At 74.3% G+C, this 22,948-nt stretch carries 24 protein-coding genes; 11 read left to right on the plus strand and 13 right to left on the minus strand.

What is annotated here, in order from left to right:
* Positions 1-159: 159 nt before the first annotated feature.
* Entirely contained in the window at positions 160-1,071 is a 912-nt protein-coding gene (locus ACFV46_RS24160; protein ID WP_385499607.1) for an alpha/beta hydrolase, read from the minus strand.
* 254 nt (positions 1,072-1,325) lie between these two features.
* Between ACFV46_RS24160 and ACFV46_RS24165 the strand changes: the two genes are divergently transcribed.
* From ACFV46_RS24165 to ACFV46_RS24175, 3 genes are all read left to right on the plus strand, one after another.
* Positions 1,326-1,970, plus strand: a complete 645-nt coding sequence (locus ACFV46_RS24165; RefSeq protein ID WP_361937364.1) for a dihydrofolate reductase family protein — start codon at positions 1,326-1,328, stop codon at positions 1,968-1,970.
* A gap of 183 nt (positions 1,971-2,153) precedes the next feature.
* Positions 2,154-2,993, plus strand: a complete 840-nt coding sequence (locus tag ACFV46_RS24170) for a DUF1206 domain-containing protein (RefSeq protein ID WP_385499608.1) — start codon at positions 2,154-2,156, stop codon at positions 2,991-2,993.
* Positions 2,994-3,021: 28 nt separating this feature from the next.
* The gene (locus ACFV46_RS24175; RefSeq protein ID WP_361937360.1) at positions 3,022-3,453 is read left to right on the plus strand and encodes a hypothetical protein; all 432 of its coding nucleotides are present in this window, start codon (positions 3,022-3,024) and stop codon (positions 3,451-3,453) included.
* A 279-nt stretch (positions 3,454-3,732) separates the two neighbouring features.
* Here ACFV46_RS24175 and ACFV46_RS24180 read toward each other — a convergent pair whose 3' ends face one another.
* Complete coding sequence (locus ACFV46_RS24180; protein WP_385499610.1) at positions 3,733-4,737, minus strand: helix-turn-helix transcriptional regulator; 1,005 nt, start codon at positions 4,735-4,737, stop codon at positions 3,733-3,735.
* A gap of 95 nt (positions 4,738-4,832) precedes the next feature.
* Here ACFV46_RS24180 and ACFV46_RS24185 point away from each other — a divergent pair, with 95 nt between their 5' ends.
* Together ACFV46_RS24185 and ACFV46_RS24190 are read left to right on the plus strand one after the other, a co-directional pair.
* Positions 4,833-5,234 (plus strand): VOC family protein, encoded by a 402-nt coding sequence (locus tag ACFV46_RS24185; RefSeq protein ID WP_385499612.1) that lies wholly within the window; start codon positions 4,833-4,835, stop codon positions 5,232-5,234.
* A gap of 115 nt (positions 5,235-5,349) precedes the next feature.
* Entirely contained in the window at positions 5,350-6,477 is a 1,128-nt protein-coding gene (locus ACFV46_RS24190; RefSeq protein ID WP_385499614.1) for a hypothetical protein, read from the plus strand.
* Between the two features lie 27 nt (positions 6,478-6,504).
* Here ACFV46_RS24190 and ACFV46_RS24195 read toward each other — a convergent pair whose 3' ends face one another.
* The 4 genes from ACFV46_RS24195 to ACFV46_RS24210 are packed head-to-tail and all read right to left on the minus strand — an operon-like array spanning position 6,505 to position 10,073.
* Positions 6,505-7,386, minus strand: a complete 882-nt coding sequence (locus tag ACFV46_RS24195; protein ID WP_385499615.1) for an SDR family oxidoreductase — start codon at positions 7,384-7,386, stop codon at positions 6,505-6,507.
* A gap of 56 nt (positions 7,387-7,442) precedes the next feature.
* The gene (locus tag ACFV46_RS24200; RefSeq protein WP_385499616.1) at positions 7,443-7,904 is read right to left on the minus strand and encodes a hypothetical protein; all 462 of its coding nucleotides are present in this window, start codon (positions 7,902-7,904) and stop codon (positions 7,443-7,445) included.
* A 53-nt stretch (positions 7,905-7,957) separates the two neighbouring features.
* Positions 7,958-9,577, minus strand: a complete 1,620-nt coding sequence (locus tag ACFV46_RS24205; RefSeq protein ID WP_385499617.1) for a phytoene desaturase family protein — start codon at positions 9,575-9,577, stop codon at positions 7,958-7,960.
* The gene (locus tag ACFV46_RS24210; RefSeq protein ID WP_385499619.1) at positions 9,570-10,073 is read right to left on the minus strand and encodes an SRPBCC family protein; all 504 of its coding nucleotides are present in this window, start codon (positions 10,071-10,073) and stop codon (positions 9,570-9,572) included. Before ACFV46_RS24210 ends, ACFV46_RS24205 begins: the two co-directional genes overlap by 8 nt.
* Positions 10,074-10,201: 128 nt before the next feature.
* Here ACFV46_RS24210 and ACFV46_RS24215 point away from each other — a divergent pair, with 128 nt between their 5' ends.
* The 4 genes from ACFV46_RS24215 to ACFV46_RS24230 all read left to right on the plus strand — a co-directional run bounded on the left by ACFV46_RS24215 (position 10,202) and on the right by ACFV46_RS24230 (position 13,239).
* A complete protein-coding gene (locus tag ACFV46_RS24215) occupies positions 10,202-10,906 on the plus strand; it encodes a DNA alkylation repair protein (RefSeq protein WP_385499620.1) in 705 nt (234 codons plus the stop codon).
* Between the two features lie 59 nt (positions 10,907-10,965).
* Positions 10,966-11,910 carry an amidohydrolase family protein gene (locus ACFV46_RS24220; protein WP_376728173.1) on the plus strand — a complete coding sequence of 315 codons (945 nt, stop codon included), beginning with the start codon at positions 10,966-10,968 and terminating at the stop codon, positions 11,908-11,910.
* A 346-nt stretch (positions 11,911-12,256) separates the two neighbouring features.
* Positions 12,257-12,409 (plus strand): hypothetical protein, encoded by a 153-nt coding sequence (locus tag ACFV46_RS24225; protein ID WP_385499621.1) that lies wholly within the window; start codon positions 12,257-12,259, stop codon positions 12,407-12,409.
* Entirely contained in the window at positions 12,406-13,239 is an 834-nt protein-coding gene (locus ACFV46_RS24230; RefSeq protein WP_361933977.1) for a DUF1684 domain-containing protein, read from the plus strand. The genes ACFV46_RS24225 and ACFV46_RS24230 overlap by 4 nt, the downstream gene beginning before the upstream one ends.
* A 53-nt stretch (positions 13,240-13,292) precedes the next feature.
* On the opposite strand, the gene ACFV46_RS24235 is transcribed toward ACFV46_RS24230, so the two are convergent.
* From ACFV46_RS24235 to ACFV46_RS24245, 3 genes are all read right to left on the minus strand, one after another.
* Positions 13,293-14,075 carry a sulfite exporter TauE/SafE family protein gene (locus ACFV46_RS24235; protein WP_385499623.1) on the minus strand — a complete coding sequence of 261 codons (783 nt, stop codon included), beginning with the start codon at positions 14,073-14,075 and terminating at the stop codon, positions 13,293-13,295.
* A 39-nt stretch (positions 14,076-14,114) separates the two neighbouring features.
* Positions 14,115-14,942: a class I SAM-dependent methyltransferase gene (locus ACFV46_RS24240; protein ID WP_385499625.1), complete on the minus strand. Its 828-nt coding sequence runs from the start codon at positions 14,940-14,942 to the stop codon at positions 14,115-14,117.
* 155 nt (positions 14,943-15,097) lie between these two features.
* Complete coding sequence (locus tag ACFV46_RS24245) at positions 15,098-17,206, minus strand: MMPL family transporter (protein ID WP_385499626.1); 2,109 nt, start codon at positions 17,204-17,206, stop codon at positions 15,098-15,100.
* Between the two features lie 74 nt (positions 17,207-17,280).
* Here ACFV46_RS24245 and ACFV46_RS24250 point away from each other — a divergent pair, with 74 nt between their 5' ends.
* The gene (locus ACFV46_RS24250; RefSeq protein WP_361933967.1) at positions 17,281-17,778 is read left to right on the plus strand and encodes a MarR family transcriptional regulator; all 498 of its coding nucleotides are present in this window, start codon (positions 17,281-17,283) and stop codon (positions 17,776-17,778) included.
* A gap of 1 nt (position 17,779) precedes the next feature.
* On the opposite strand, the gene ACFV46_RS24255 is transcribed toward ACFV46_RS24250, so the two are convergent.
* From ACFV46_RS24255 to ACFV46_RS24265, 3 genes are read right to left on the minus strand one after another with little or no spacing between them, the layout of a single operon-like run.
* Positions 17,780-19,504, minus strand: coding sequence for an MOSC domain-containing protein (locus ACFV46_RS24255; protein WP_385499627.1), 1,725 nt, complete (start codon positions 19,502-19,504; stop codon positions 17,780-17,782).
* A gap of 55 nt (positions 19,505-19,559) precedes the next feature.
* Positions 19,560-20,444: a pyridoxamine 5'-phosphate oxidase family protein gene (locus ACFV46_RS24260; protein ID WP_385499629.1), complete on the minus strand. Its 885-nt coding sequence runs from the start codon at positions 20,442-20,444 to the stop codon at positions 19,560-19,562.
* 47 nt (positions 20,445-20,491) lie between these two features.
* Positions 20,492-21,361, minus strand: a complete 870-nt coding sequence (locus tag ACFV46_RS24265) for an alpha/beta fold hydrolase (RefSeq protein WP_385499630.1) — start codon at positions 21,359-21,361, stop codon at positions 20,492-20,494.
* 151 nt (positions 21,362-21,512) lie between these two features.
* Between ACFV46_RS24265 and ACFV46_RS24270 the strand changes: the two genes are divergently transcribed.
* A complete protein-coding gene (locus ACFV46_RS24270; RefSeq protein ID WP_385499631.1) occupies positions 21,513-22,022 on the plus strand; it encodes a CGNR zinc finger domain-containing protein in 510 nt (169 codons plus the stop codon).
* 111 nt (positions 22,023-22,133) lie between these two features.
* Here the strand turns inward: ACFV46_RS24270 and ACFV46_RS24275 are convergent, their stop codons facing one another.
* Positions 22,134-22,928, minus strand: a complete 795-nt coding sequence (locus ACFV46_RS24275; RefSeq protein ID WP_385499632.1) for an SDR family NAD(P)-dependent oxidoreductase — start codon at positions 22,926-22,928, stop codon at positions 22,134-22,136.
* Between the last annotated feature and the right edge of the window lie 20 nt (positions 22,929-22,948).

Here is a 22,948-nt window from a genome sequence, read left to right on the forward strand (position 1 = left end):
GGGGAGGAGGCCGAACAGGCGGCGCCACCTGCGGGTTGACGAGGGAGGAGGGGCGGCGGGACTGTGCCGGCGCCCAGCCGTGCGCGCCGGGGACCGTGCCCGGGCACAACGGGGCGGTGGACGCCGTACGCGCGTCCACCGCCCGCCTGGTGCGGAACCTCAGGAGGTGTGGGGGCAGTTGCCCCGGTACTCCTCGATGGTCAGACTGGGCCGGGGCAGCGGGCACAGGAACTGCTCGTAGCGGGTGTCGTTGTCGATGAACCGCTTGAGCCAGGAGATGCTGTACTTCGCGATCGTCGTGTTCGACGTGTTGGGCGTGAAGTGGGTCGCCCCGTTCAGCTCCAGGTACGCCCGGTCGAGGCTCGAGGACAGGCCGTTGTAGAACGGCTCGGCGTGGGTGGCGACCGGGGCGACGGTGTCGCCGTCGGCGCCGAAGATGAGGGTCGGCGTGGTGAGTTCGGGCCACGTCTTGTCGAGGTTCCACGGGGTCAGCGGGATCGCCGCCTGGAGCGACGGACGGGTCTTGGCGGCCTCCAGACTGCCGCCGCCGCCCATGGAGTGGCCCATGACGCCGAGGCGGCTCGCGTCGATCCGCCCGCGCACCGAACTGCGTTCGGTCAGGTAGTCCAGTGCGGCCAGGAGCTGGCGGCCCCGCGAGTCGGGCTGGTCGACCGTGGTGAGCGTGTCGATGGTGAACACCACGAAGCCCTGCGAGGCCAGCCGCGGCCCCAGCCAGGCGATCGACGACTCGTACGCGGTGAAGCCCGGGGAGACGGCCACGGCGCCGAAGGTGCCGTCGCTGGTCGACGTCGGGTAGTAGATGGTGCCGCCGCCGAATCCGGTGACCGCGAGCGAGGAGACGGAGGTCTGCGACACGGCGTAGGGGCCGCGCAGGGCCTCGATGCTGGAGGTGGTCGGCGCCGGGCCGCGCTCGTACGGGTTGTCGGCGGCGTGGGCGCCCGGACCGCCGAGGGTCCCGAGTCCGACGAGCGCGGCGAGGGCCGCGGCGGCGCCGGCCAGGCGTCCGGTCCGGCGCCTCGCGGGGGCGGTGCTGTGGGGATGCAGTCGCACGGGTCGTCCTCTCTGTCGTGGCGGGTGGCCGGCACCACGGGCACGCGGGCCATGGGGAGTCGGCCGCGCGCCCGCGGCGGGGCCCGCCGTGGGTGGCCGTGTCACTGTCGGGGACCGCGCGGCCCGTGCGGACCGGCAATGTCACCGGTCTCGTGGCGCACACGACCCGCCGTGCGCCGTTCCGCTGCGCGGCGGCCGGGGAACGGCCAAGCTGGGGCGTGGAACCTCCGGCCACGGAAGCAGGGAGCCACCCCATGTCACTCGCCCGTGTGCACGACTTCTCGGTCTCGCTCGACGGCTTCGCCACGGGCGAGGGCCTCAGCCGCGAGGCGCCCTTCGGTCACGCGGGGGAACGGCTGCACGAGTGGATGTTCGCCACCCGCTGGTGGCGCGGGAGAACCGGTGAGAAGGGCGGGACCGGGGGCGCCGACGACGCGTTCGTCCGGCAGTTCGAACCCGGGATCGGCGCCGAGATCATGGGCGCCGGCAAGTACGGCTATCCGGGCTGGCACGAGGACCCGGACTGGAAGGGGTGGTGGGGGCCCAATCCGCCGTTCCACACCCCGACGTTCGTCCTGACCCGGCACACCCGGCCGCCGATCGCCATGGAGGGCGGCACCACGTTCCACTTCCTCGACACCTCCCCGGCCGCCGCGCTGGAGACGGCACGGGAGGCCGCGGGCGGCCAGGACGTGCGGATCGGCGGGGGCCCCACCGTGGTCCGGGACTTCCTCGCCGCCCGGCTGATCGACCATCTGCACGTGGTGGTCGTGCCGATCGTGCTGGGCCGGGGCGTCCGCCTCTGGGACGGCCTCGAGGGCCTGGAGAAGGACTACGCCGTCGACACCGTCACGACGTCGAGCGGCGTCACGCATCTCACGTTCGACCGGACCAGCTGACGTTCGACCGACCGACGGGCGTTCGACCGGACCGGCCGCAGGTCCACCGGCCGCAGTCCCCTTCTGGCCCACGATCCCCTCCCGGCACCCGTGTTCCCGCCGGTCACGCCCCGGACGGCCCCCGGTGGAAGCGCCGCGTGTGCGGTGGCCCCGCCGGGGCATCCGCATGTCCGGGAGGTCTACATGAACACGAGTGCGATGGCGTCGACCGGACGGCTGCGGGCCCGGCGGGCCGCGCGGGGTTCGGTCACGCGGGGGGCGGCACGAGCGGGGCTGGCCGCGCGAGGGGTGATCTATCTGCTGGTCGGGGCGCTGGCCCTGCAGGTCGCGTTCGGCGACACCGGCCGGCAGGCCGACCGCGGAGGTGCCCTGGCCGAGCTGTCGCAGCGGCCGTTCGGCGCGGTCCTGCTGTGGGCGCTGGGCATCGGGCTGGTCGGGATGGCGCTGTGGCGGCTGAGCGAGGCCGTCTTCGGCTCCCTCGGCGAGGACGGGCGCAGCCCGCGCAAGCGGCTGCTGGCCGCGGCCCGCTGCGGGTTCTACGTCTTCGTCGCCTACTCCGTGCTGTACTTCGCCGCCACCCGGCACCAGAGCGGCGGCGGGTCGAGCGACAAGCAGTCGCGGGACGTCACGGCCCGGGCGCTGGAGCTGCCCGGCGGTCAGTGGCTGGTCGCCGCGGCCGGGATCGGCGTCGTGGTCGCCGGTGGCTGGATCGGGGTGCGGGCGGTGCTGCGCAAGTACCACGACAAGCTCCAGCTGGGCCGGATGAGCCGCCGCACCCGGCGGCTGGTCGACATCACCGGCGTGGGAGGCGGGGCGGCCCGCGGCCTGGTGTTCGCCGTGGCCGGCGTCTTCGCGGTCCGTGCGGCCGTCGAGTACGAGCCGGACCGGGCGAAGGGCCTGGACGACACGCTGCGGAGCCTCGCCGACACGCCGCTCGGGCCCTGGCTGCTGGTGTGCGTGGCGGCGGGGCTGGTGCTGTTCGGGTTGTTCTCCTTCGCACTCGCCCGCTGGCGTCGTGTGTGAGCCGCGCCGCGCGGGAAACACGGGGCGAATGAGCGAATTCGAGATTCCGCAAGGCGACGGCCGGCCCGTGGACGTGTACCTGGACCTCCTGCGCATTCGGATGGACACGGAGGACTACCGCCTCCTGCGACGCCTGGTGGAGCCCGTGCTCCAGGCGATCGAGGAGGAGCGCCTGTCCAGCCTCGACCTCGCGCTCGACTCCGGGGCCGACGACCTGCCCCAAGAGGTCCGTGAGGAGGCCGCCCTCGTGATCGCCACCGCGGTCACCGGCCGCATGGACAACGAGGTGGTCGAGATCGACGTCGACGAGACCGGTCCGGTTCGCATCGTCACCGACGCCATGACCGCTTCCGACCCGATCCGCCTCGGCGAGATCGCCGACTACATCAAGGAACGGCACAAGGAGACGGAGGAGCTGCGCGGCATCGCCGAGGTCAGCGGGCTCTCCACCGACTTCTGAACCGGAGCGACCACCGCGGGGTGCCCCCGGAGCCACGGCTCCCCGGGCACCCTTTCGGCATGCCCGCTCAGGACGCCGGCCCCTAGGGGATGTCTTGTCGATCAGGCCGGATCAGCGAGCGGCGTCCGGCGCCGTGCATCGCAAGGCGGAGGAGGGAGTCGATGCGGTGCGGTGGGGGTGCCCCCGCGGGAGCTCGTTCGAGCGTGGGGGAGACCGACGACAACGCGGCGAGGCGCGGTGCCAGACGCCGGGAGCCCGGTCTGATCGACAAGACACCCCCTAGGGGGAGGTGCGGCGGGCGGAGGCGGCGAGGCGGTCGGCGAGCGCCGTGACGAGGTCGCGCAGGGCGGCGGGGCGCTCGACGACGAAGGGCCGGTCGAGGGCGGCGAGCACGGGAGGCAGCCACTCCAGCCGCTCGGCCCGCAGCTCCACCCGCAGCCACGGCCCGTCGGTCGCGTCCTGGCCCTCCGTGCCGCCAGGGTCCTCCAGCACGGCGACACTGGCCGGCAGGTGCGCGCGGATCTCGCCCGCCGTCGCCTGGATCCGCAGGGTCACCTCGTGCCGGTATCCGGCCGTGGCGAACCCCGACACGACGCGCTCCGCCGGACCAGGTCCCTCCTGGGGCGGGAACGAGCCGGGCAGGGCCCGCGCGTCCGCGATGCGATCGAGCCGGAGCGTACGGTCCTCGTCGATCCCGGTGTCCCGGCCGGTGACGTACCACCGGCCCGCGTGCGCGACGATCCCGTACGCGTGCAGGGTGCGGTCGCTGCGGCGCCCCTCGCGGTCGGTGTACCGGACGGCGACGGGACGGCGGTGGCGCACGGCGTCGGCGAGGGTGAGCAGCACACCGGCGTCCGGGGTGTCGTGCTCCTCGGGTCCTTCGGGTCCTTCGGTGAAGGCGAGGGATTCCAGGAGGCTGTCGAGCCGGCGGGCGAGGTGCCGGGGCAGCACGCGCCGGATCTTCGCCGACGCCGTCTCGGCGGCGGTGTCCTGGGGTCCGGTCAGCCCCGCCCGGCGCCCGGCGACCAGGCCGAGCAGCACGGCGAGCGCCTCCTCGTCGCCGAGCATGAGCGGGGGAAGCCGGTAGCCGGGGCCGAGCCGGTAGCCGCCGTAGCGCCCGCGCACCGACTCGACGGGGACGTCCAGCTCGATCAGCCGGTCCACGTACCGCCGCACGGTGCGCCCGTCGACGCCGAGTCTTCCGGCCAGCTCGGCCACCGTGCGGGTGCCGCCGGACTGCAGCAGCTCCAGGAGGGTCAGTACACGGGCGGTGGGTCGGGGCATACGCCGGAATCTACCGCGTATACAGGACCGATTCTGTCCTGTATCTCTCCTAGCCTCGGCCGTGCAAGCCGTTTGGCACGACCTGGGAGAGCCCCATGCAGTTCGTCTCCGTCCGCATGATCACCGCCGACGTGGCACGCCTCGTCGCGTTCTACGAGCACGTCCTGGGGGTGGCCGCGAGCTGGGCCACCGAGGAGTTCGCCGAGCTCAGGACGCCGGGGGCGACGCTCGCGATCGCCGGCACCGGCACGGTCCCGCTGTTCGCCCCGGGGTCCGCGCGCCCGGCGGACAACCACAGCGTGATCATCGAGTTCCTCGTCGACGACGTGGACCGCGTGCACGAGAACCTGACGGGCGTCGTACACGACGTGGTCAGCGGGCCCACCACGATGCCGTGGGGCAACCGCTCCCTGCTGTTCCGCGACCCCGACGGCACGCTCGTGAACCTCTTCACCCCGGTCACCCCGGCGGCCAGGGAGAAGTTCGGGCGGGGCTGATCCCGGTCGGCCGGCGCGGTCGCCTTTCGGCCACGGGTCCGCGCCCGAAGATCGACTCCCACTATCCTTCCGCTGCCCGCCATCGACGGCCGGCGCAGGACGGACGGGGGACGACATGACATACCGGCGTGCGGCGATACCGGCACTGACCGGGGCCGTACTGATCACCTTGCTGCTGTGGTGGGCCGGGGCGAGCGCCCACGCCCTCCAGCTCCAGGGCGCCACCCGCGCGCTCGGCATCGAGTCCGTCCTGGAGCTGCGGCGCTGGCTGGCACCCTGGGCCTACGACCCATCGGTGCTGACCTCCGCCGGTGACGGCACGGGGGTGAGCGGGACCCCGGGGTACTCCGATCTGCGGCGCACCGGGATGCAGATCCGGTTCGTGGCGCTCTTCGTCCTCTACGGGGCGGGCGCGCTGCTCCTGCTGCGCAGGATGCCGCCCTCGCACGGGCGGACGCCCGGCACCCTGCTCGCGCTGTGGGCGTGGGGGCCGGTGGCCGGGACGCTGGCGGTCGCCGTCTCCACCCCGTGGCTGATCGCCTCGGGCGGGCGGGGCAGCTACCGGTTCCTGCCGCAGCTGGCCGCCGGGATCGAGTCCAGCGGACCGGTGGCGGTGCTCGTGGCCCTGCTGACCGCCGGGCTCACGGTGCTGGTGGGGCGAGCGGTCGCCAGGGACGGGGAGACGCCGCCCCGGTCCGCGGTGCCGGCCCGCCCCGCCCGCCTGGCCGCGTCCCTCGGCACCGCCGTGGTCGCCGTGTCCCTGCTGATCCTGTCCTACGACCGGGTGGCGGCCCGGATCCACACCGTGTTCGGCGGCTCGGGACGGTTGTCCGAGCCCGGCGATCTGCTGCGTCAGTGGCTGATCCTGGGCGGCTGGACGGGCCCGGGGACGACGGGGTTCGGCGACTGGCTGGTGTACCGCCTCGTCGACGTGCTGATGCTGGCGGTGGCGTGGTGGGCCCTGCGGCTGCTGCCGGGCCTGCTGACACGGGTCACCTTTCCCGCGATGGCGGTCGGCGGGGTTTGCGCGACGGTGCTCGCGCTGCTGACGGGCCAGGTGCTGCGCATCCCGCTCGACGACACGCTGGACGTCTGGGGCCCGACCCACTTCCTGGCCACTCTCGGCGCCCACGTCCCGGCCGCGCTCACCTTCGGCACCCTGGCCGGCACGGCGGCCTGCGCGACCCTCCGCCTGACGAGCGAGCACACCACACCGGCTCCGCAGCCGGTACCGGCCGCCTGACGCGCACCGGGCGCCTGGAGGCCTCGCTCAGCCTCCCCCGGCCGTCGCCGTCCGGTCGGCCTGGCCGCCCGCGCCCAGAAGGCCGGTCTGGTCGAAGGGGATCTCCGCCTCCAGCCGCGGCATGGCACGGCGGGCCACGCGCAGGACGACCGGGGGCATCGCCGCGCGCACCGGCTGGGTCAGTCGCAGCCACGCCGGGGCGTAGACGGCCGTACGGCGGCGTTCGAGGCCGCTCACCAGGCGGGCGGCGACCTGGTCCACCGGGTACACCCGGCGTGCGGGCGGCGGCATGTGGCCGCGCAGTTCGCGCAGGACGGCGTACCGGTCCGCGTCGCGGATCATGTCGGTGTCGGTCCAGTTGAGGTAGGCGACGCCCACGCCGACCCCGCGGTGCGCCACCTCTGCGCGCAGGGCGTGCGCGAAGGCCTCGACACCCGCCTTGGAGGCGCAGTAGGCGCTCATCAGGGGCGCGGCGCCGATCGCGGCGAGCGAGGCGACCTGGAGGAGGAACCCCCGGGTGTCGAACAGGTCCGGCAGGAAGGCGCGTGCCGTGTGGGCGCTGCCGGTGAGGTTGACCTCGACGACCCGGGCCCAGTCGGCGGGGTCGGAGGACGGGAAGGGCCCGCCCTCGGCGATCCCGGCGTTGGCCACCAGGGCGGACACGGGGCCGAGGCCGGCCCGTACGCGTGCGGCGGCGTCCGCGAGGGCGTCGGGGTCGGTGATGTCGGCCTCGACGGCCAGCGCCGGTCCGGGCAGCTCCTCGGCCAGCGCCTCCAGCTCGGGTTTCTCGTGGCCCAGCAGGGCCAGGCGGGCGCCGCGTCCGGCGATGCGCCGGGCCATGGCGGCGCCCAGGCCGCGGGCGGCTCCGGTGACGACGACCGTCCGGTCGGCGAGCGGGCTGCTGCGCACGGGCGGTCCCTCCTCTCGGTCGCGACGACAGGGCGTTGCCCTGGTGGCGGCCGCCGTCAGGTCTCCTCGGTCGGCGGCAGCGGCGTGTGGTGGGGGTGGCCGGGGGTCCGGCGCTCCTCCTTCATCTCCGCCTCGAACAGGTGGTCCGTGCCGTCGGCCAGCTCCTGCAGCGCGCCGGCCTCCAGCCGCTGGAACGGCCGGTAGTAGGTGGCGTTGTAGGCCTCGACGATCTGGAACGTCCAGTGCCCGGGGATGACGTTGCGGCCGAGGATCTCCTCGCGGACCCTCTCGGCCCACTCGGGATGGCCGGCCTCGCGCAGCAGCTCGACGGCGCGGTCGAGCTGCAGGTCGGCGGTCCCGGTCAGCTGGTGGAAGTCGTAGAGGCGGCCGCGGGCCCGCTCGGTGGTCTCCAGGGCCTTGGAGAGCGCCCCGAGGGCCTCGACGGTCTTGTCGTCGACTCCGGCGGGGCGGGGCCGGATGCGGTCGCGGGTGGTGGGGGCGTCGTCGTGCGCGGTCATCGGTCTCCTCGACGGCGTCGTGTGGTCGGCGGTGGGTGCGGGGTGGGGTGGGGTCATCGTCGCGTGCCGGTGCGGTCGCGGCCGCTCAGGTAGCGCTGGGCGCGGGCCAGTCCGGGCGGCCGGTTGCGATGCAGGGCGGCGCGTGCGGCGTTCGCGCCGGGCGCGCCGTGCACTCCGCCGCCCGGGTGCGCCCCGGAGGAGGCCAGGAAGAGTCCGGGGACGGGGGTCTCCGGGCGCCCGGTCCCGGGCAGGGGCCGGAAGAAGAGCTGCTGGTGCATGGCGGTGGTGCCGCCGTTGATGGCGCCGCCCATCAGGTTTCCGTTCAGGGCCTGCAGGGTCGGGGGCGCGAGGACGCGGCGGGCGCGGATCAGCCGGCGGAAGCCGGGCGCGAAGCGTTCCACCTGGCGTTCCATCCGGTCGGCCATGAGCTCCTGGTCCTTGGCGTTCCAGATGCCGGTGATGTTCTCGTCGCCGGCGTCGGCGCGGATGTCGTGGGGCACGTGGGTGTACGCCCAGGCGGACTCGGTGCCCTCCGGGGACCGGGAGGCGTCGGAGGTGGTCATCTGGCCGAAGAGCAGGAACGGCCGGTCCGGGACCTGGCGCATGGCGATCTGCGCGGCGAAGCGGGTGAGCTCGTCCACGCCGTCGGCCAGGTGCACGGTGCCGGCGCGGGCCGCCTGCTCGGCCTGCCAGGGCACCGGCCCGTCGAGCGCCCAGTCCACCTTGAAGGTGGCGAAGTCCCACTGGAAGCGCCGCAGGTCGTCCAGCACCTGCGGGGGCAGATGCTCGGGTTCGACGAGGTCGCCGTAGAGGGCGGGAACGGACAGGTCGGCCAGGACGGCCCGGCGGGCCGCCACGGTGTCGCCGGTCGCGGTCCGTACGCCGACGGCGCGTCCGCCGCGGACGACGACCCGCTCCACACGCTGCCCGCAGCGCACCTCGCCGCCGAGTGAGCGCAGCCGTCGCACGAGGGCGTCGGTCAGCGCGCCGGACCCGCCGGCCGGCACGGGGAAGCCGTACGTCTGCCCCAGCATCGTCATCAGCCAGCCGAAGCCGCCGCTGCCCGCCGACTCCGGGGCGAGGTCGGCGTGCAGGGCGTTGCCGGCGAGCAGCAGCCGGCCGCCCTGGCCGCGGAACTCCTCCTCACCGAGGCGACGCACCGGCAGGACCAGGCTGCGGGCCATGCGCAGTCCGCCCGCGGCCCGCAGGCGCAGGGCGAGCCGCGCTCCCGCGCGCACGGGCGGGAACGGGGTGAACAGGGTGTCCAGCAGGTCGGCCCGCAGCCGCTCCCAGATGTCGTGCAGGCGCCGCCAGGCGTCCCCGTCGCCCGGTGCGAACGCCTCCAGGGAGGCGGCCGTGACGTCGACGTCGCGGTCCAGCAGGGCGCAGCTGCCGTCCGTGAGGGGGTGGGCGACGACACTGGGCGCGTGGCTCCAGCGCAGTCCGTGGTTCTCCAGGTGCAGCCCGGCCACCACCGGCGACGCGGCGGCGAGCGGGTAGAACGAGCTGAAGAGGTCGTTGACGAAGTCGGGGTCCACCCCCCGGTCGTGGCGGACGGCGCCGCCGGGTTCCGGCTGTTCCTCCAGCACCTCCACCTGCCATCCGGCGTCGGCGAGGACGTTGGCGGCGACCAGCCCGTTGGGGCCGGCGCCGATCACCACGGCGTCAGGCATGCCCGGCTCCGTACGCCTCCGCCGGGCCGACGGTGTCCTGCCGGTCCGGCCGCTCGTCCGGGGCCGCCTCGCCCTCGCAGATCCGCGCGAGGCGGGCCAGCATGGTGCGGTGCCGGAGCTGGATCAGCGCCTCGAAGCCGGCGTTGTGCAGCATGCCGCCGGCTCCCTGGAGGGGGTGCTCGTCCACGATGACCAGGGTCTTCTCACCCCACGGGCGGACCTCGATCGAGATGCGGGCCGTGCCCAGCGGGCCCGCCTTGGCCTCCAGCTCCAGCAGGCGGCCCTCCTCGTACCGGCGGACGACCGTCTCGTTGGCCAGGCGGGCCGGGCCGATCCTGATCTCGTAGCGGATCGCCGCGCCCTCCTGCGGCCACGTTCCGCGGACGGGTTCGGACTGTGCGGTGCCCACGACCCACTCCGCGTACCGGCTGCCGTCCTCGAGGACGTCCCAGACGGCACTGGGCCCGACGTGTATCAGACGATGGCGTACGGCCACGGAGACCTCCCAGATCCCAGGACCGCGTCGGCGGCCCACTCCGCCGCCCCGGGTTCCCGCACTCCGGAGGTCCAACCGGCGCCGTATGCTGCCCGCGCAGACGAGGGCGTTCTCTACGGGAGGCCGTGATGACGGAGGCGGCGGGGACCGGTACGACGGTGGCCGAGGTGAGGGCGGAGCTGGCCGCGCTGGAGGACCCCAGGGCGCGCGCGGTGAACGAGCGGCACGGCGACGACCACGGCGTGAACCTGGGCAAGCTGCGCGCGATCGCCAAGCGGCTCAAGACACAGCACGACCTCGCTCGGGACCTCTGGGCGACGGGGGACTCGGCGGCGCGGCTGCTGGCCCTGCTGATCTGCCGTCCGAAGGCGTTCGGACGGGCCGAGCTGGACGGCATGCTGCGGGAGGCTCGCACGCCCAAGGTGCACGACTGGCTCGTGACCTATGTGGTGCGCAGGAGCCCGTACGCCGAGGAGCTGCGCGTCGCCTGGTCCGCCGACCCGGACCCCGTGGTCGCGAGCGCCGGTTGGGCGCTGACCACCGAGCGGGTGGCGAAGCGGCCGGACGGCCTGGACCTGCCGGGGCTGCTCGACACGATCGAGGCGGAGATGAAGGGCGCCCCGCCGCGTCTGCAGTGGGCGATGAACCACTGCCTGGCGCAGATCGGCATCGAGCACCCCGACCACCGGGCGCGGGCGATCGCCGTCGGGGAGCGGCTGGAGGTCCTGAAGGACTATCCGACGCCCCCCGGCTGCACGTCGCCGTTCGCCCCGGTGTGGATCGACGAGATGGTGCGCCGGCGCGCGCAGGCAGAGCCGCCGCCTCCGGCGTGATCTTCCGCACAGGGGACGGGAGTGGACCGGCCCGGGCGTCAGGGGTGATCGTGAACGGCATGACCGGCCACCGCCCGCCGCAGACGCCCCGCTCCGGCTCCGCCGCGCCCGCCGCGGCGGGCCGCGACGCCGAGGTGCGGGAGGTCCGCCGCTTCTGGGAGGAGCTCGGGCTGCCCGGTCTGATCGACGTCCACACGCACTTCATGCCGGAGCGCGTGCTGCACAAGGTGTGGGCGTACTTCGACGCGCTGGGGCCGCTCACCGGTGGCGTCGAGTGGCCGATCACCTACCGGGCCGGGGAGAGCGAACGCGCGGGCGTGCTGCGGGACTTCGGGGTGCGGGCCTTCACCGCGATGCTGTACCCGCACAAGCCCGGCATGGCCCGCTGGCTGAACGGCTGGGCCGTCGACTTCGCCCGCCGCACCCCCGACTGCCTCCACACCGCGACCCTGTTCCCCGAGCCCGGCGTGGAGACGTACGTGCGGGAGGCCGTCGAGGCGGGCGCCCGTGTGTTCAAGGCGCATGTCCAGGTGGGGGCGTACGACCCGGCGGACGAACTGCTGGACGCGGCATGGGGACTGCTCGCGGAGGCCGCCGTCCCCGTCGTGGTCCACTGCGGTTCGGGTCCCGCGCCCGGCAGGCACACCGGGCCCGGCCCGATCGGGCGGGTGCTCGCCCGTCATCCCCGACTGCGGCTGATCGTCGCCCATCTGGGCATGCCGGAGTACGAGGACTTCCTCGCTCTCGCCGAGCGGTACCCGCAGGTGCGCCTGGACACCACGATGGCGTTCACCGACTTCACCGAGGACCTGATGCCGTTCCCGCGCCGGGCGCTCCCCCGCCTCGCCGCGCTCGGCGACCGGGTGCTGCTCGGCTCCGACTTCCCCAACATCCCCTACCCGTACGCGCATCAGCTCCGGGTGCTGGAACGGCTGGGGCTCGGGGAGGACTGGCTGCGGGCCGTGTGCCACGACAACGCCGCGAAGCTGTTCGACCTCCCCTGAGTCGGGGGGCTGTTCCGCGTCCGGTGAGCCGTACGGGCGGTGGACGCCCCGGGTCGTGCCTGCCGCGGTTCGTCGCGGGTGACTGGTGGGGACACGCCCCCGTGTGGTTACCTGGCTCCATGACCGTGCTCGTGACCCGCCGCCACGTCGACTACGTGCGTGTCACCACCACGGCCTGTTCCGTCGTGAGCTGACCTCGTCCTCCGACGTTCGAACCCCTTTCCCACAGCGCCACGCCGATCGCCGACCCCTGCCCGGCCCCGGGCGCGGTCGTGCCGGCCCGCGGTCTCCTCACCTTCCCCTTCCTCCGTTCCAGGCACCGCCACACCCGCACCCAGGGAGAGCCATGAGCCAGACGCACGCCATCGGGCACGAGGGGTTCCTCATCCAGACGGACCAAGTCACCGGCCTCGTCCGCGCGTTGCTGCCCGACGCCCCCGCCCTCCCGCACACCGCCACCCTTCCGGCCCCGTCACCACTCCCCCAGGAGCACGCATGACCGCCCAGGACACCCTGACCGACCTCGCCGCCTTCACCTCCGCGTGGGAGGAGTGGCACCGGAACAAGGACGCCTCGCTCGCCCGGGAGCACGGCTTCCTCGCCATCACCGGGCTGCACTGGCTGGACACCGAGCCTCGGCGCTTCCCCGACGCGCCGGGCGCCTGGTGGACGGACGGCGACGGGGTGGGCGTCGAACTCGCCGACGGGGAGGAACTCGTCGTCGACGGCACGCCCGTGCGCGGACGGCACGGCTTCGGCGTGATCCCGGAGCGCGGCGGCGTCGAGGCCGTGTGGGGCGACGCCGTGATCGAGGTCGCCAAGCGCGGCGGACAGGACCTGATCCGGCCCCGGCACCCGGAGAACCCGCTGCGCACGCGCTTCACCGGGACACCGGCGTACGCGCCCCATCCGCGCTGGGTGGTCACCGGAACGTACACGCCGTTCGCGGAGCCCCGGCCGACCACGGTGGGCGCGGCCGTCGAAGGGCTCCAGCACGTGTACGACGCGCCGGGCGAGATCAGCTTCCGACTCGACGGCACGCCGCTGCGCCTGACCGCGTTCAACGGCCACACACCGGGCAGCCTCCAGGTGCTGTTCACCGACGCGACGTCCGGGGTCACCACGTACGCCGCCAACCGCTCCCTGGGCATCGACGCGCCGGCCGCCGACGGCACGGTGACCCTCGACTTCAACCGCGCCACCAATCTGCCGTGCGCCTACACCGATCTGGCGACCTGCCCGTTGCCGCCCGCCGAGAACCGGCTGCCGGTGCCGGTCGAGGCGGGCGAGCAGATCCCGTACGAGCGGACGAAGCCGATCGCGGAGTGACCCGGCCGGTCCGGCGCGTGCTCGTCGTGCGCGCCGGGCCGGCGCACGTCCGCTCAGCCCAGGCCGCGCACCACGTAGAGGCCCCCGACGCCGGCGGCCAGGGCGCCGAGGAGCAGCCGCAGCGCCCGCTCCGGCAGCCGGGGCTGGAGGTGGGCGCCGAGGTAGCCGCCCATCAGCCCGCCGACACCGCAGGCCAGGCCGAGGGACCAGTCGGGGGCGACATCGCCCGAGCCGGTCAGCGCCAGCACGGCGAAGGCCGCGGCGCCGACCACCGAGGTGGCGAACGTGGACGCGAGGGCGGCCGGGGCGACCACGGCGACCCGCATGCCGCGCCCCACGAGGATCGGTCCGAGCAGGGAGCCGCCGCCGATGCCGTAGACCCCGCCGACGATGCCGACCGCCAGGGCCAGCGCGACGACGGCGCGCGGCGACGGCTCCGCGCGCCGGGGTGCCCGGGCGGGTCGCAGGGTGCGTGCGATGAGCCACAGGCCCAGCGGTGTGAGCAGCCCGGCCACCAGGAGCCGGAACGCGGTGGCGCCGGGGACGGCGAAGACCCGGACGACGGCACCGATCACCACGCCGGGGAGGGTGCCCAGCACCAGCAGCCGTACCAGGGGACCGGCGAGGGTGCCCTCCCGCAGGTGCCGCAGAAGGGCGCCGGGGCCCGCGACCACGTTGTAGAGCAGATTGGTGGGCGTGACCGCCGGGCTGGGCACGCCGAACACGCTGAGCTGCACGGGCAGCAGGAACACGGCGCCCGACACCCCGACCGGCGCGGTGACGAGCGCGATCACCAGACCGGCGGCGAGACCGTACAGTTCCGTCGGCCCGTTCATCCCGGCTCCTTTCCGCGGCCGGGGAACTGTACCCGTGATTCAGGGGCGCCGAGCCGCCCACACCTGGCGGCGGGTGCGCAGCGTCAGGTCGGGCCGGTGGAGCAGGCCGTCGGGACTGCCGGGGTCGAGGAGGGCGTCGAACGCGGCCAGGTCCCGGGCGTCCAGCGTGGCGGCGGCGTTGCCGCGCATCCGGGTCCAGCTCGCGAGGGCGTAGCGGCGTACGGCGTCGGGGGCGGGCGGGCCGATCTCCACGTCGACGGTGCGCTGTCCGGCGACGGTGAAGCCGGCCTGCGTGAGCTTGCCGCCCCAGTCGGCCCCGCGGTGGGGGACGTCGGCCGCGTGCCGGTGGTCCCGCGCCGCATGGCACCGCTCCTCCAGGCTGGGCGCGTCCGCCGGGGCGTCCGGTGGCAGGAACCGGGGGAAGCCCGCCAGTTCGACGACGGCGAACAGCCCTCCCGGGGCGAGCAGTTCACGCACCCTGCGCAGGGCGCGGTCGGGGTCGGCGAGGTGGTGCAGCGAGGCGGAGGCCCACACGAGGTCGGGGGTGTCCAGGCTGGGCCACGGCGGGGTGTCGAGGTCGGCCTGGACGAGGCGGACACGGCCGGTCGCCCCGGCCGCGGCGGCGTGCTCGCGCAGCCGGTCCAGGTGGGTGGCGGAGGCGTCGACGGCCGTGACACGGGCCGCGGGGAAGCGTTCCAGCAGGGTCAGGGTGCCGGCTCCGGTGCCGCAGCCGAGGTCGAGGATGTGCCGGGGGGCGGCCTCGACGGGCAGCCATGCGGCGATGGACGCGGTGTGCCGGGACATGACGTCCGCGTCCAGGTCGAGGATCTCCGCCTGGTCGCCGGTGTGGTGGTGGGTGTGGCTCATGGCCTCACGCTAGGTGCGGGAGGTGCCGGGAACGGTCCGCGTGCCGGGACGCGCAAGCCGCTGGGCCCCGGGTATGCGCGGGGCGCAAGACATCAGGGCGCGGCGCGCGTGTGTCCGGGGGCTCCCCGGCTGTCCGGAGGAGCCCCCGCCCTCTGTCACACCGTCTCCTTGACCGCTTCCACCGGTTCGGGCGCGCGGGCCAGGGAGCTGGGCCACCACGCCCGCCGCCCGATGTCGATCATCAGCGCGGGGACCAGCAGGGAGCGGACCACGAGCGTGTCCAGCAGGACCCCGAAGGCGACGATGAACGCGATCTGCACGAGGAACGCGAGCGGGATCACCATGAGGGCCGCGAAGGTCGCGGCGAGCACCACGCCCGCGGAGGTGATCACGCCTCCGGTGGTGGTCAGGCCGCGCAGCACGCCCTCCCGGTGGCCGTGCAGCAGCGCCTCCTCGCGGACCCGGGACATCAGGAAGATGTTGTAGTCCACGCCGAGGGCGACCAGGAAGACGAAGCCGTACAGCGGGACCGAGGCGTCCGTGCCGCTGAAGCCGAGCAGGTGCTCGAAGACGAGCGTGGACGCCCCGAGCGTCGCCAGGAAGTTCAGGGCGACGGTCGCGACGAGCAGCACCGGGACGAGCAGGGAGCGCAGCAGGAGCATCAGGATCAGCAGGATGATCGCGAGCACGACCGGCACGATGACCGTACGGTCGCGGGCGGCGGTCTCCTGGGTGTCGTACTGCTGCGCCGTGTAGCCGCCGACCAGGGCGTCGGCGCCGGGGATCGCGTGCACCTCGGCGCGCAGCCGCTCGATGGCCGCCTTGGCGGCGTCGCTGTCGGCGGCGGCCTTCAGCGTGGCGTCGACGCGGACGCGTCCGTCGACGACGAGGGGGTCCCCGCCGCCGGGCCGGCCGGACTTCGAGACGGCTGCGGCGGACGCCACGCCCTCGGTGTCCTCGGCCGCGGCGGTCACCTCGTCGACGCGGTCGGCCGAGGCGATGATGACGGCCGGGTTGCCGGAGCCGCCGGGGAAGTGCTCGCCGAGCGTGCGCTGGGCGGACACCGACGGGGCGTCGTCGACGAAGATCTCGTCGAGCGGCACCCCCTTGGAGGACAGCTGGGGCGAGAAGACCGCGAAGACGGCGAGGACCAGGGCGGTCACCACCCAGGTACGGCGGGGCCTGCCGGACACCGTGGCGGCGACCCGGCGCCACACGCCGCGGCCCTGCGCCGACTCCTCGGGCGGCTGCGGCGTCGACGGCCAGTAGGCGGCGCGCCCGAGGAGGGCCAGTACGGCCGGCAGGAAGGTGAGCGTGGACAGGACGGCGCACACGATGCCGATGGCGCCGACCGGTCCGAGCGCGCGGTTGTTGGTGAGGTCGCCGGCGAGCAGTGCGAGGAGGCCGAGCGCGACGGTGGCCGCGCTGGCGGTGATGGCGCCGAAGGAGCGGCGCACCGCGGCGAGCGCGGCGGCGGCCCGGTCACCGCCGCGGGCCAGTTCCTCCCGGAAGCGGGCGGCCAGCAGGAGGGCGTAGTCGGTGGCGGCGCCGATCACCAGGATGGAGAGGATGCCCTGCACCTGTCCGTCGACGCGCACGACGTCGTGGTCGGCCAGGACGTAGACGACCGCGCAGGCGAGCGCGAGGGCGAAGACCGAGCCCAGGATGATCAGCAGCGGCAGCAGCACGCTGCGGTAGACGAGCAGCAGGATCACCAGCACGGCGCCCAGGGCCACGCCGAGGAGCAGCCCGTCGATGCCCGCGAAGGCGTCCGACAGGTCGGCCTGGCCGGCGGCCGGTCCGGCGATCTGCGCCGTCGTGCCGGACACGCTGCCTGCGGCGTCGCGGACGGAGTCGAGGGTGGGCTCCAGGTCGTCGCCGAGGTCGGGCCTGAGCTGGACGACGGCCTGCAGCGCCTCACCGTCGCCGGAGGGCAGCGCGGGCGAGGGCCGGCCCACGATGCCGGGCTCGCCCGCGAGCGCGGCGACGGCCCGGGTGGCCTCGGCCTGCTCGGCCTTGGAGATCCGCTCGCCGTCCGCCGTCCAGACGACGACGGCGGGCAGCGTCTCGGACTGGTCGAAGGCCTCGCGCGCCTTCAGCACCTGGGTGGACTCGGCGCTCTGGGGCAGGAAGGCGGCCTGGTCGTTGGTGGCGACCTCGCCCAGCTTGCCCGCGTACGGTCCGAGCGCGCCGCCGACGCCCAGCCAGACGAGCAGCAGGACGACGGGGACGAGCCACCGGGCCCGGCGCGGTGCGGTTCTCATGAGCATCCCATGCGGTAGTCAAGTTAACTCAATGGAAAAGTATCTCACTCATTGAGTGATCCTATACTGCACTCATGCGCGGTCCCGAGGTGCCCTCCCCCCCTGTTCCGGCGGACGACCCGACAGGGTTGCAGTCGTTCGCCGTTCTTCTGCGCGGGATGAACAGCGAGTTCAACCGCATCGCGCAGGAGTTCGCCCAGGCGCAGGGACTGCACCTGACCGACATGCAGGCGCTCATCGCCATCCTCGACGCCGACCCGGATGCCGGTCCGATGACCCCCGGGCGGCTCCGCCGCCAGCTGAACCTCACGTCCGGTGCCGTCACGGCCTGCCTCGACCGTCTGGAGCGGGCGGGGCACATCCACCGCGTCCGGGCGGCGGGCGACCGCCGGGTGGTGCACCTGCACTACGCCGAGCCCGCCAAGGCCCTCGCCCGGGACTACTTCCGTCCGCTCGCGGAGCGCACCGGCACGGCCCTGAGCCGCTTCTCCCCCGACGAGCTGGCCGTCGTCGTGCGGTTCCTGCGCGAGCTGAACGCCGAGCTCGTCCTGCTGCGGGCCGATCCCGCCTGACTCACATGTCCAGGACGACGTCGGTGCGCGGCCGGGAGCAGCAGATGAGGGCCTGTCCGGCCGCCGGCGGCTCGAGGGGTTCGGGCGCGTAGCCGACCTCGCCCGACAGGACCGGGGTGACACAGGTGTGGCACACCCCGGTGCGGCAGCTCCAGCGGGCCGGTACGTCGCAGGCGTCGGCGAGGTCGAGCAGGCTGTGCACCCCGTCGGGGAACGGCGCCGTCACACCGCTGCGGGCGAAGGTGACCCGCGGTCCGGTGCCGGGCGGGCCGGGCGGCGGGTGCGGGGCCGGCGCCTCGGTCCCGGTCAGGCCGGGGGTGAGGGGCGGCAGGGCCGCGAACAGCTCGGTGCGGACGCGGGCGGGGTCGAGACCGGCGTCGGTGAGCGCCTGCCGCATGTCCGCCATGAAGGAGGCCGGCCCGCAGACGTACGCGCTCGCCTCCGGCGGCACGCCCAGGGCACGGACGGCGTCCGGCGTGAGGCGTCCGGGGGCCGCGTGGGCCCTGTCTCGCTCCTCAGGGGTGGCCGCGCTGTAGAAGACGTGCTCGTGGGCGTGCGGCAGGGAGCCCAGCACGGCGTGGGCCTCGGCGGCCAGGGGATGCTCGCGGGGGCCCCGGGCGCCGTGCAGCCACCAGACGTCCCGGTCCGGGGAACGGGCGGCGAGTTCGTGCAGCATGCCCAGGACCGGGGTGACGCCGATCCCGGCGGAGACGAGGAGCACCGGTTCGCTACCGCCGTCCAGGACGAAGTCGCCGCGCGGCGCCGCGACGTCGAGGACGGCTCCCGGCCGCAGTGCGGTCGTCAGGTAGCCGCTGGCGGTGCCGTGCGGTTCGTGTTTGACGCTGATGCGGTAGCCGCCGGCGCCGGGGACCGCGGAGAGCGAGTAGCTGCGGAGCGGCGCCGGCTGTGCGGTGCCCGGGACCCGCACGGTGAGGTACTGGCCGGCGCGGGCGCCGGGCAGCGGTGTCCCGTCGGTCGACGTCAGGTGGAGGGAGACGACCGTGTCCGTCTCGGCGGTCACGGCGGACACCCGCAAGGTCCGGAAGCCCTCCCAGGCGGGCCCGTCGGCGGCGGACTCCCCGTCCCGCGCGGCCAGCAGGTCGCGGAAGGAACCCTGCCAGCCGGGGCTGAGCGCGGGGATGGCGAGCGCCCGCCGCAGCAGGGCCGGGTCCCGGCCGGGGAGGTAGAGCAGGGCGTCCGTGTCGGCGACGGTCAGCGCGCCGGGGCCGGTCCGGGTCCGGACGATCGGGTCGCCGGCCCGGATCGGCCCCTCGCGCACGACCCGCATGTAGAAGCCGGGCCGGTGGTGGGCGACGAGCAGCGCGGGCATCTCGGGCACGCCCATCCGCAGGCCCACGCGGTAGCAGGTCACCCGGGGCTGGGTGACCTCGAACTCCGCCTCGCCGATCCGGTACCGGTCGCCGATGCACACCTCGTCGTCGGGCAGGCCGTCGACGGTGAGGTTCTCCCCGAACTGCCCGGGGACGAAGTCGTCCCGTCCGAGGTGCCGCTGCCAGTACCGGTAGGAGTCGATCTGGTAGACGAGCACCGCGCGCTGCTCCCCGCCGTGGCCCTGGGTGTCCCCCTGGCCGTCGCCGTCGAGGTTCAGCCGCCGGGCCATGACCGGGCCGGGCACGGAGTGCTTCCACACGCCCGTGTGGACGGTCCGGCCCTGCCAGGGCACGTCCTTGGGCAGTCCCACGTTGACCGACAGCAGTGAGGGCATCCGGACGCTCCTTCCGGTACCAGTCAAGACGGTCCGGCGCCCGGGCTCATCTCGATCACAGGGCGGGAGCGGTCTCACGCAGCGGGACGAGGCCGCCGCGCACCCGCCGGGGCCGGAACCGGACCCGGCGCCCGGTGCCGCCCTCGTCCCCGGCGGCCCCCGGGTCGAGCCACTCCACGGTCGCCTCACCGCCGAGGTGCAGGGTGCGGCCGGTCGTGAAGTCGAGGAACAGCAGGGCAGCGGCCGGGTCGACGGTGAGGTTGCCGAGGCTGGTGAAGAGGTTGTTCCCGGCGTAGTCGGGCCACCGGAGTTCCCCGTCCTCGACGCGTACGAAGCCGGGCGCACCGCCCTTGTGGGAGGCGTCGGTGCCCCGGTCGGGGTGGGTCGTGCCGAGGAAGAAGGTGTCGGCGCCCTCGATCAGCTCGCGGTCCCGGTCGTCGAGCGCGGCCCGGACGGCCCCGGGGGCCGGGGCGCGCGCCGGGGCGGTGGTGTCCGGGGCGAGGAGGCGGGGGCGGATGTGGGCGGGGCAGTTGCCGAACGCCTGCTCGGCCTCGATGGTCAGCACGCCGTCCGTGCCGTCCGTCAGCCGGCCGTTGACCCGGATGCGGCGCCGGAGACCGAGGTCGATCGCGAGCAGACCGGCCGGCTGCGGGACGGGCAGGGCGTGCAGCGGGTCACCGGCCGGGGGTGCGGCGGCCACGGTGAGGGTGGTGCCGTCCCCGTCCAGGAAGCCCGGCTCCCCGGTGAGGGGGGAGATCCACAGCACCCCGTCCCGGTCGCGTGCGGTGAGGACGGCGAAGGTCCGCGCGGCGAGGGCCGCCCGCAGCCCGCCGCCCAGCCACGGCGGCCGCAGCATGCCGTGCAGCCGGGCCGCCTCGTCCGCGACCCCCGCCCGCGCCTGGACGGCGCGCTCCCCCTCATGGAAGCCCGACGCGTTCATACGGACCGCCTCCTCTCCTTGTTGTGCCGCCGGTACGGTGCGAAAGGTCAGACCAGGGCGCGGCCGAGGAAGTCGCGCACGGCCCCGGCGATGGCTCCCAGGTGCGACTCCAGCGCGAAGTGCCCGGTGTCCAGCAGACGGACCTCGGCGTCGGGCAGGTCCTGCCGGAACGCCTCCGCGCCCGCCGGACCGAAGATCGGGTCGTTGGCCCCCCAGACGGCGAGCAGCGGGACCTGCGTGTCGCGGAAGTACTGGTGGACCTTCGGGTAGAGGGCGACGTTCGTGGGGTAGTCCCGGAACAGCCTCAGCTGGATCCGGTCGTTGCCCGGGCGGTCCAGCAGGGCCTGGTCGTGGGTCCAGGTGTCGGGGCTGACGAGGCTCGGGTCCGGGACACCGGTGAGGTACTGCCAGCGCACGCCCTCCAGGGTGAGGGCGGTCCGCATGGGCGCCTCGGTGTCGGGGCCGGGGTGCTCGCCGTAGGCGAAGACGTCCTTCCAGAACTCCGGGACGAGCCCCTCCTCGTAGGCGTTGCCGTTCTGGGTGACGATCGCGGTGATCCGGCCCGGGCCGCGCAGGGCGAGGCGCCAGCCGATGGGGGCGCCGTAGTCCATCACGTACATCGCGAACCGCTCGACGCCCAGTTGCCGCAGCAGCCCTTCGGTGATGTCGGTGAGCGCGTCGAAGGTGTACGGGAAGTCCTGGAGGGCCGGCGACGCGGACCGGCCGAACCCGATGTGGTCCGGGGCGATGACGTGGTAGCGGTCGGCGAGCGCCGGGATCAGGCCGCGGAACATGTGCGAGCTGGTCGGGAAGCCGTGCAGCAGGACGACGGTGGGGGCTCCGGGGTCGCCGGCCTCCCGGTAGAAGACCTCCAGGCCGTCCACGGTGGCGGTGCGGTGGTGCACTGCGTACTCCATGATCCTAACCCCTCTAGAGCCGTTGTCTGGTTATACACACAGTCGACCACGGCCGACCTAACCTGTCAACATACTTTTAGGGGTTAGAATCGAAGGGTGGAGGCAGGCGGTAGCCTGCGCAGGGCGAACGGAGAGGCGAGGAGACGGACGCATGGAGCAGGACACGCTGGTGGAGCTCCTCAACAGCACCCCGGTGGTCGACGGCACCCCGGAGGACCTGCTCGCCGACCCCGAGGCCGCCCGCGCCTGGCAGCGGGAGCACGGAGGCAGCGGCACCGCCGCCGAGCGCCGGCATCTCGTCATCGCGCGCGACCTGCTCCAGCGGGTCGTCCGCGGCGACGCCCCCGCCACCGCCCTCGGCCCGCTGCTGGAGGACGTCACCTCGCGTCCGCGCGTCGACGCGGACGGCGTGACCTGGGAACCGAGGCCGCCCGCCGACCGGCGGCTGGCGGTGGAGGCGGTCCTGACGTGGGGCGCGATCCAGGAGACCATGCCCGGCCGGCTGCGCCCCTGCGCCAACGAGGAGTGCCGGCGCTTCCTCCTGGACCGCAGCAGGACGAACAAAGGGCGCTGGTGCTCGATGGCCCTGTGCGGCAACCGCATGAAGGCCAGACGCCACTACGAACGCACCCGCCAGGCGGCCGCCCACCGACCGGACTGACCCACCGACGAAAGGCCCCGCCCCCACCGCGGTCGGCGGGAACGGGGCCGGAGCCCGCACAGCGCCCGCAGCCGGCGGCGCGGGCGACCCGCACCGCTCACCACGCGGCCGTCACGGCAGGATCGCGTCGACGTAGCCGCCGTCGACCCGCACCGCGCCGCCCGTCGTGGCCGACGCCTGGTCGGAGGCGAGGTAGACGACCATGTGGGCGATCTCCTCGGGTTCGATCAGGCGCTGCAGCAGGCTCTGCGGCCGGTGCTCACGCATGAAGGCCCGCTGCGCCTCGTCCCAGGGCAGGTCCTTGTCGACCAGCTCGTAGACGAAGTCCTCCACGCCGCCCGTGTGGGTGGGGCCGGCGAGGACGGAGTTCACGGTGACCCCGGTACCGGCGGCCTGCTTGGCGAATCCGCGGCTCACCGCGAGCAGGGCCGTCTTGGACATGCCGTAGTGGATCATCTCGGCCGGGATCACGACGGCCGAGTCGCTGGCGATGTTCTGCACCCGCCCCCAGCCGCGCTCGACCATGCCGGGCAGGTACCGGCGGATCAGCCGTACGGCCGACAGCACGTTGACGTCGAAGTAGCGCCGCCACTCCTCGTCGCTGATCTCCAGGGGGTCGGCGGAGCCGAAGATGCCGAGATTGTTGACGAGGATGTCCACCTCGGGCAGGAGTTCGGCCACCTGGTCGACGCCCTCCTGCGTGGTCACGTCCGCCACGACCGGGACCAGCCGCGCGCCGGGCGCCCGGCTGCCGAACTCGGCCACAGCGCGCTCCACACGGTCCGGGCTACGGCCGTTGACGCCCACCCGCGCCCCCGAGCGGGCCAGCCCGACGGCGATCGCCGCGCCGATGCCCTGGGTGGAACCGGTCACCAGCGCGGTGCGGCCCGTGAGATCGATCTGCATGCCTACAGCCCTTTCCCGTG

Source organism: Streptomyces sp. NPDC059852 (assembly GCF_042731455.1).
Taxonomy (GTDB): domain Bacteria; phylum Actinomycetota; class Actinomycetes; order Streptomycetales; family Streptomycetaceae; genus Streptomyces.

Excerpts from the sequence above, each read along its gene's own strand:
- ACFV46_RS24165 (WP_361937364.1), top strand. The coding sequence starts at position 1,326 with ATGTCACTCGCCCGTGTGCACGACTTCTCGGTCTCGCTCGACGGCTTC.
- ACFV46_RS24170 (WP_385499608.1), top strand. The coding sequence starts at position 2,154 with ATGAACACGAGTGCGATGGCGTCGACCGGACGGCTGCGGGCCCGGCGG.
- ACFV46_RS24175 (WP_361937360.1), top strand. The coding sequence starts at position 3,022 with ATGAGCGAATTCGAGATTCCGCAAGGCGACGGCCGGCCCGTGGACGTG.
- ACFV46_RS24180 (WP_385499610.1), bottom strand. The coding sequence starts at position 4,737 with ATGCCCCGACCCACCGCCCGTGTACTGACCCTCCTGGAGCTGCTGCAG.
- ACFV46_RS24185 (WP_385499612.1), top strand. The coding sequence starts at position 4,833 with ATGCAGTTCGTCTCCGTCCGCATGATCACCGCCGACGTGGCACGCCTC.
- ACFV46_RS24190 (WP_385499614.1), top strand. The coding sequence starts at position 5,350 with ATGACATACCGGCGTGCGGCGATACCGGCACTGACCGGGGCCGTACTG.
- ACFV46_RS24200 (WP_385499616.1), bottom strand. The coding sequence starts at position 7,904 with ATGACCGCGCACGACGACGCCCCCACCACCCGCGACCGCATCCGGCCC.
- ACFV46_RS24205 (WP_385499617.1), bottom strand. The coding sequence starts at position 9,577 with ATGCCTGACGCCGTGGTGATCGGCGCCGGCCCCAACGGGCTGGTCGCC.
- ACFV46_RS24215 (WP_385499620.1), top strand. The coding sequence starts at position 10,202 with ATGACGGAGGCGGCGGGGACCGGTACGACGGTGGCCGAGGTGAGGGCG.
- ACFV46_RS24220 (WP_376728173.1), top strand. The coding sequence starts at position 10,966 with ATGACCGGCCACCGCCCGCCGCAGACGCCCCGCTCCGGCTCCGCCGCG.
- ACFV46_RS24225 (WP_385499621.1), top strand. The coding sequence starts at position 12,257 with ATGAGCCAGACGCACGCCATCGGGCACGAGGGGTTCCTCATCCAGACG.
- ACFV46_RS24230 (WP_361933977.1), top strand. The coding sequence starts at position 12,406 with ATGACCGCCCAGGACACCCTGACCGACCTCGCCGCCTTCACCTCCGCG.
- ACFV46_RS24235 (WP_385499623.1), bottom strand. The coding sequence starts at position 14,075 with ATGAACGGGCCGACGGAACTGTACGGTCTCGCCGCCGGTCTGGTGATC.
- ACFV46_RS24240 (WP_385499625.1), bottom strand. The coding sequence starts at position 14,942 with ATGAGCCACACCCACCACCACACCGGCGACCAGGCGGAGATCCTCGAC.
- ACFV46_RS24245 (WP_385499626.1), bottom strand. The coding sequence starts at position 17,206 with ATGAGAACCGCACCGCGCCGGGCCCGGTGGCTCGTCCCCGTCGTCCTG.
- ACFV46_RS24250 (WP_361933967.1), top strand. The coding sequence starts at position 17,281 with ATGCGCGGTCCCGAGGTGCCCTCCCCCCCTGTTCCGGCGGACGACCCG.
- ACFV46_RS24255 (WP_385499627.1), bottom strand. The coding sequence starts at position 19,504 with ATGCCCTCACTGCTGTCGGTCAACGTGGGACTGCCCAAGGACGTGCCC.
- ACFV46_RS24260 (WP_385499629.1), bottom strand. The coding sequence starts at position 20,444 with ATGAACGCGTCGGGCTTCCATGAGGGGGAGCGCGCCGTCCAGGCGCGG.
- ACFV46_RS24265 (WP_385499630.1), bottom strand. The coding sequence starts at position 21,361 with ATGGAGTACGCAGTGCACCACCGCACCGCCACCGTGGACGGCCTGGAG.
- ACFV46_RS24270 (WP_385499631.1), top strand. The coding sequence starts at position 21,513 with ATGGAGCAGGACACGCTGGTGGAGCTCCTCAACAGCACCCCGGTGGTC.
- ACFV46_RS24275 (WP_385499632.1), bottom strand. The coding sequence starts at position 22,928 with ATGCAGATCGATCTCACGGGCCGCACCGCGCTGGTGACCGGTTCCACC.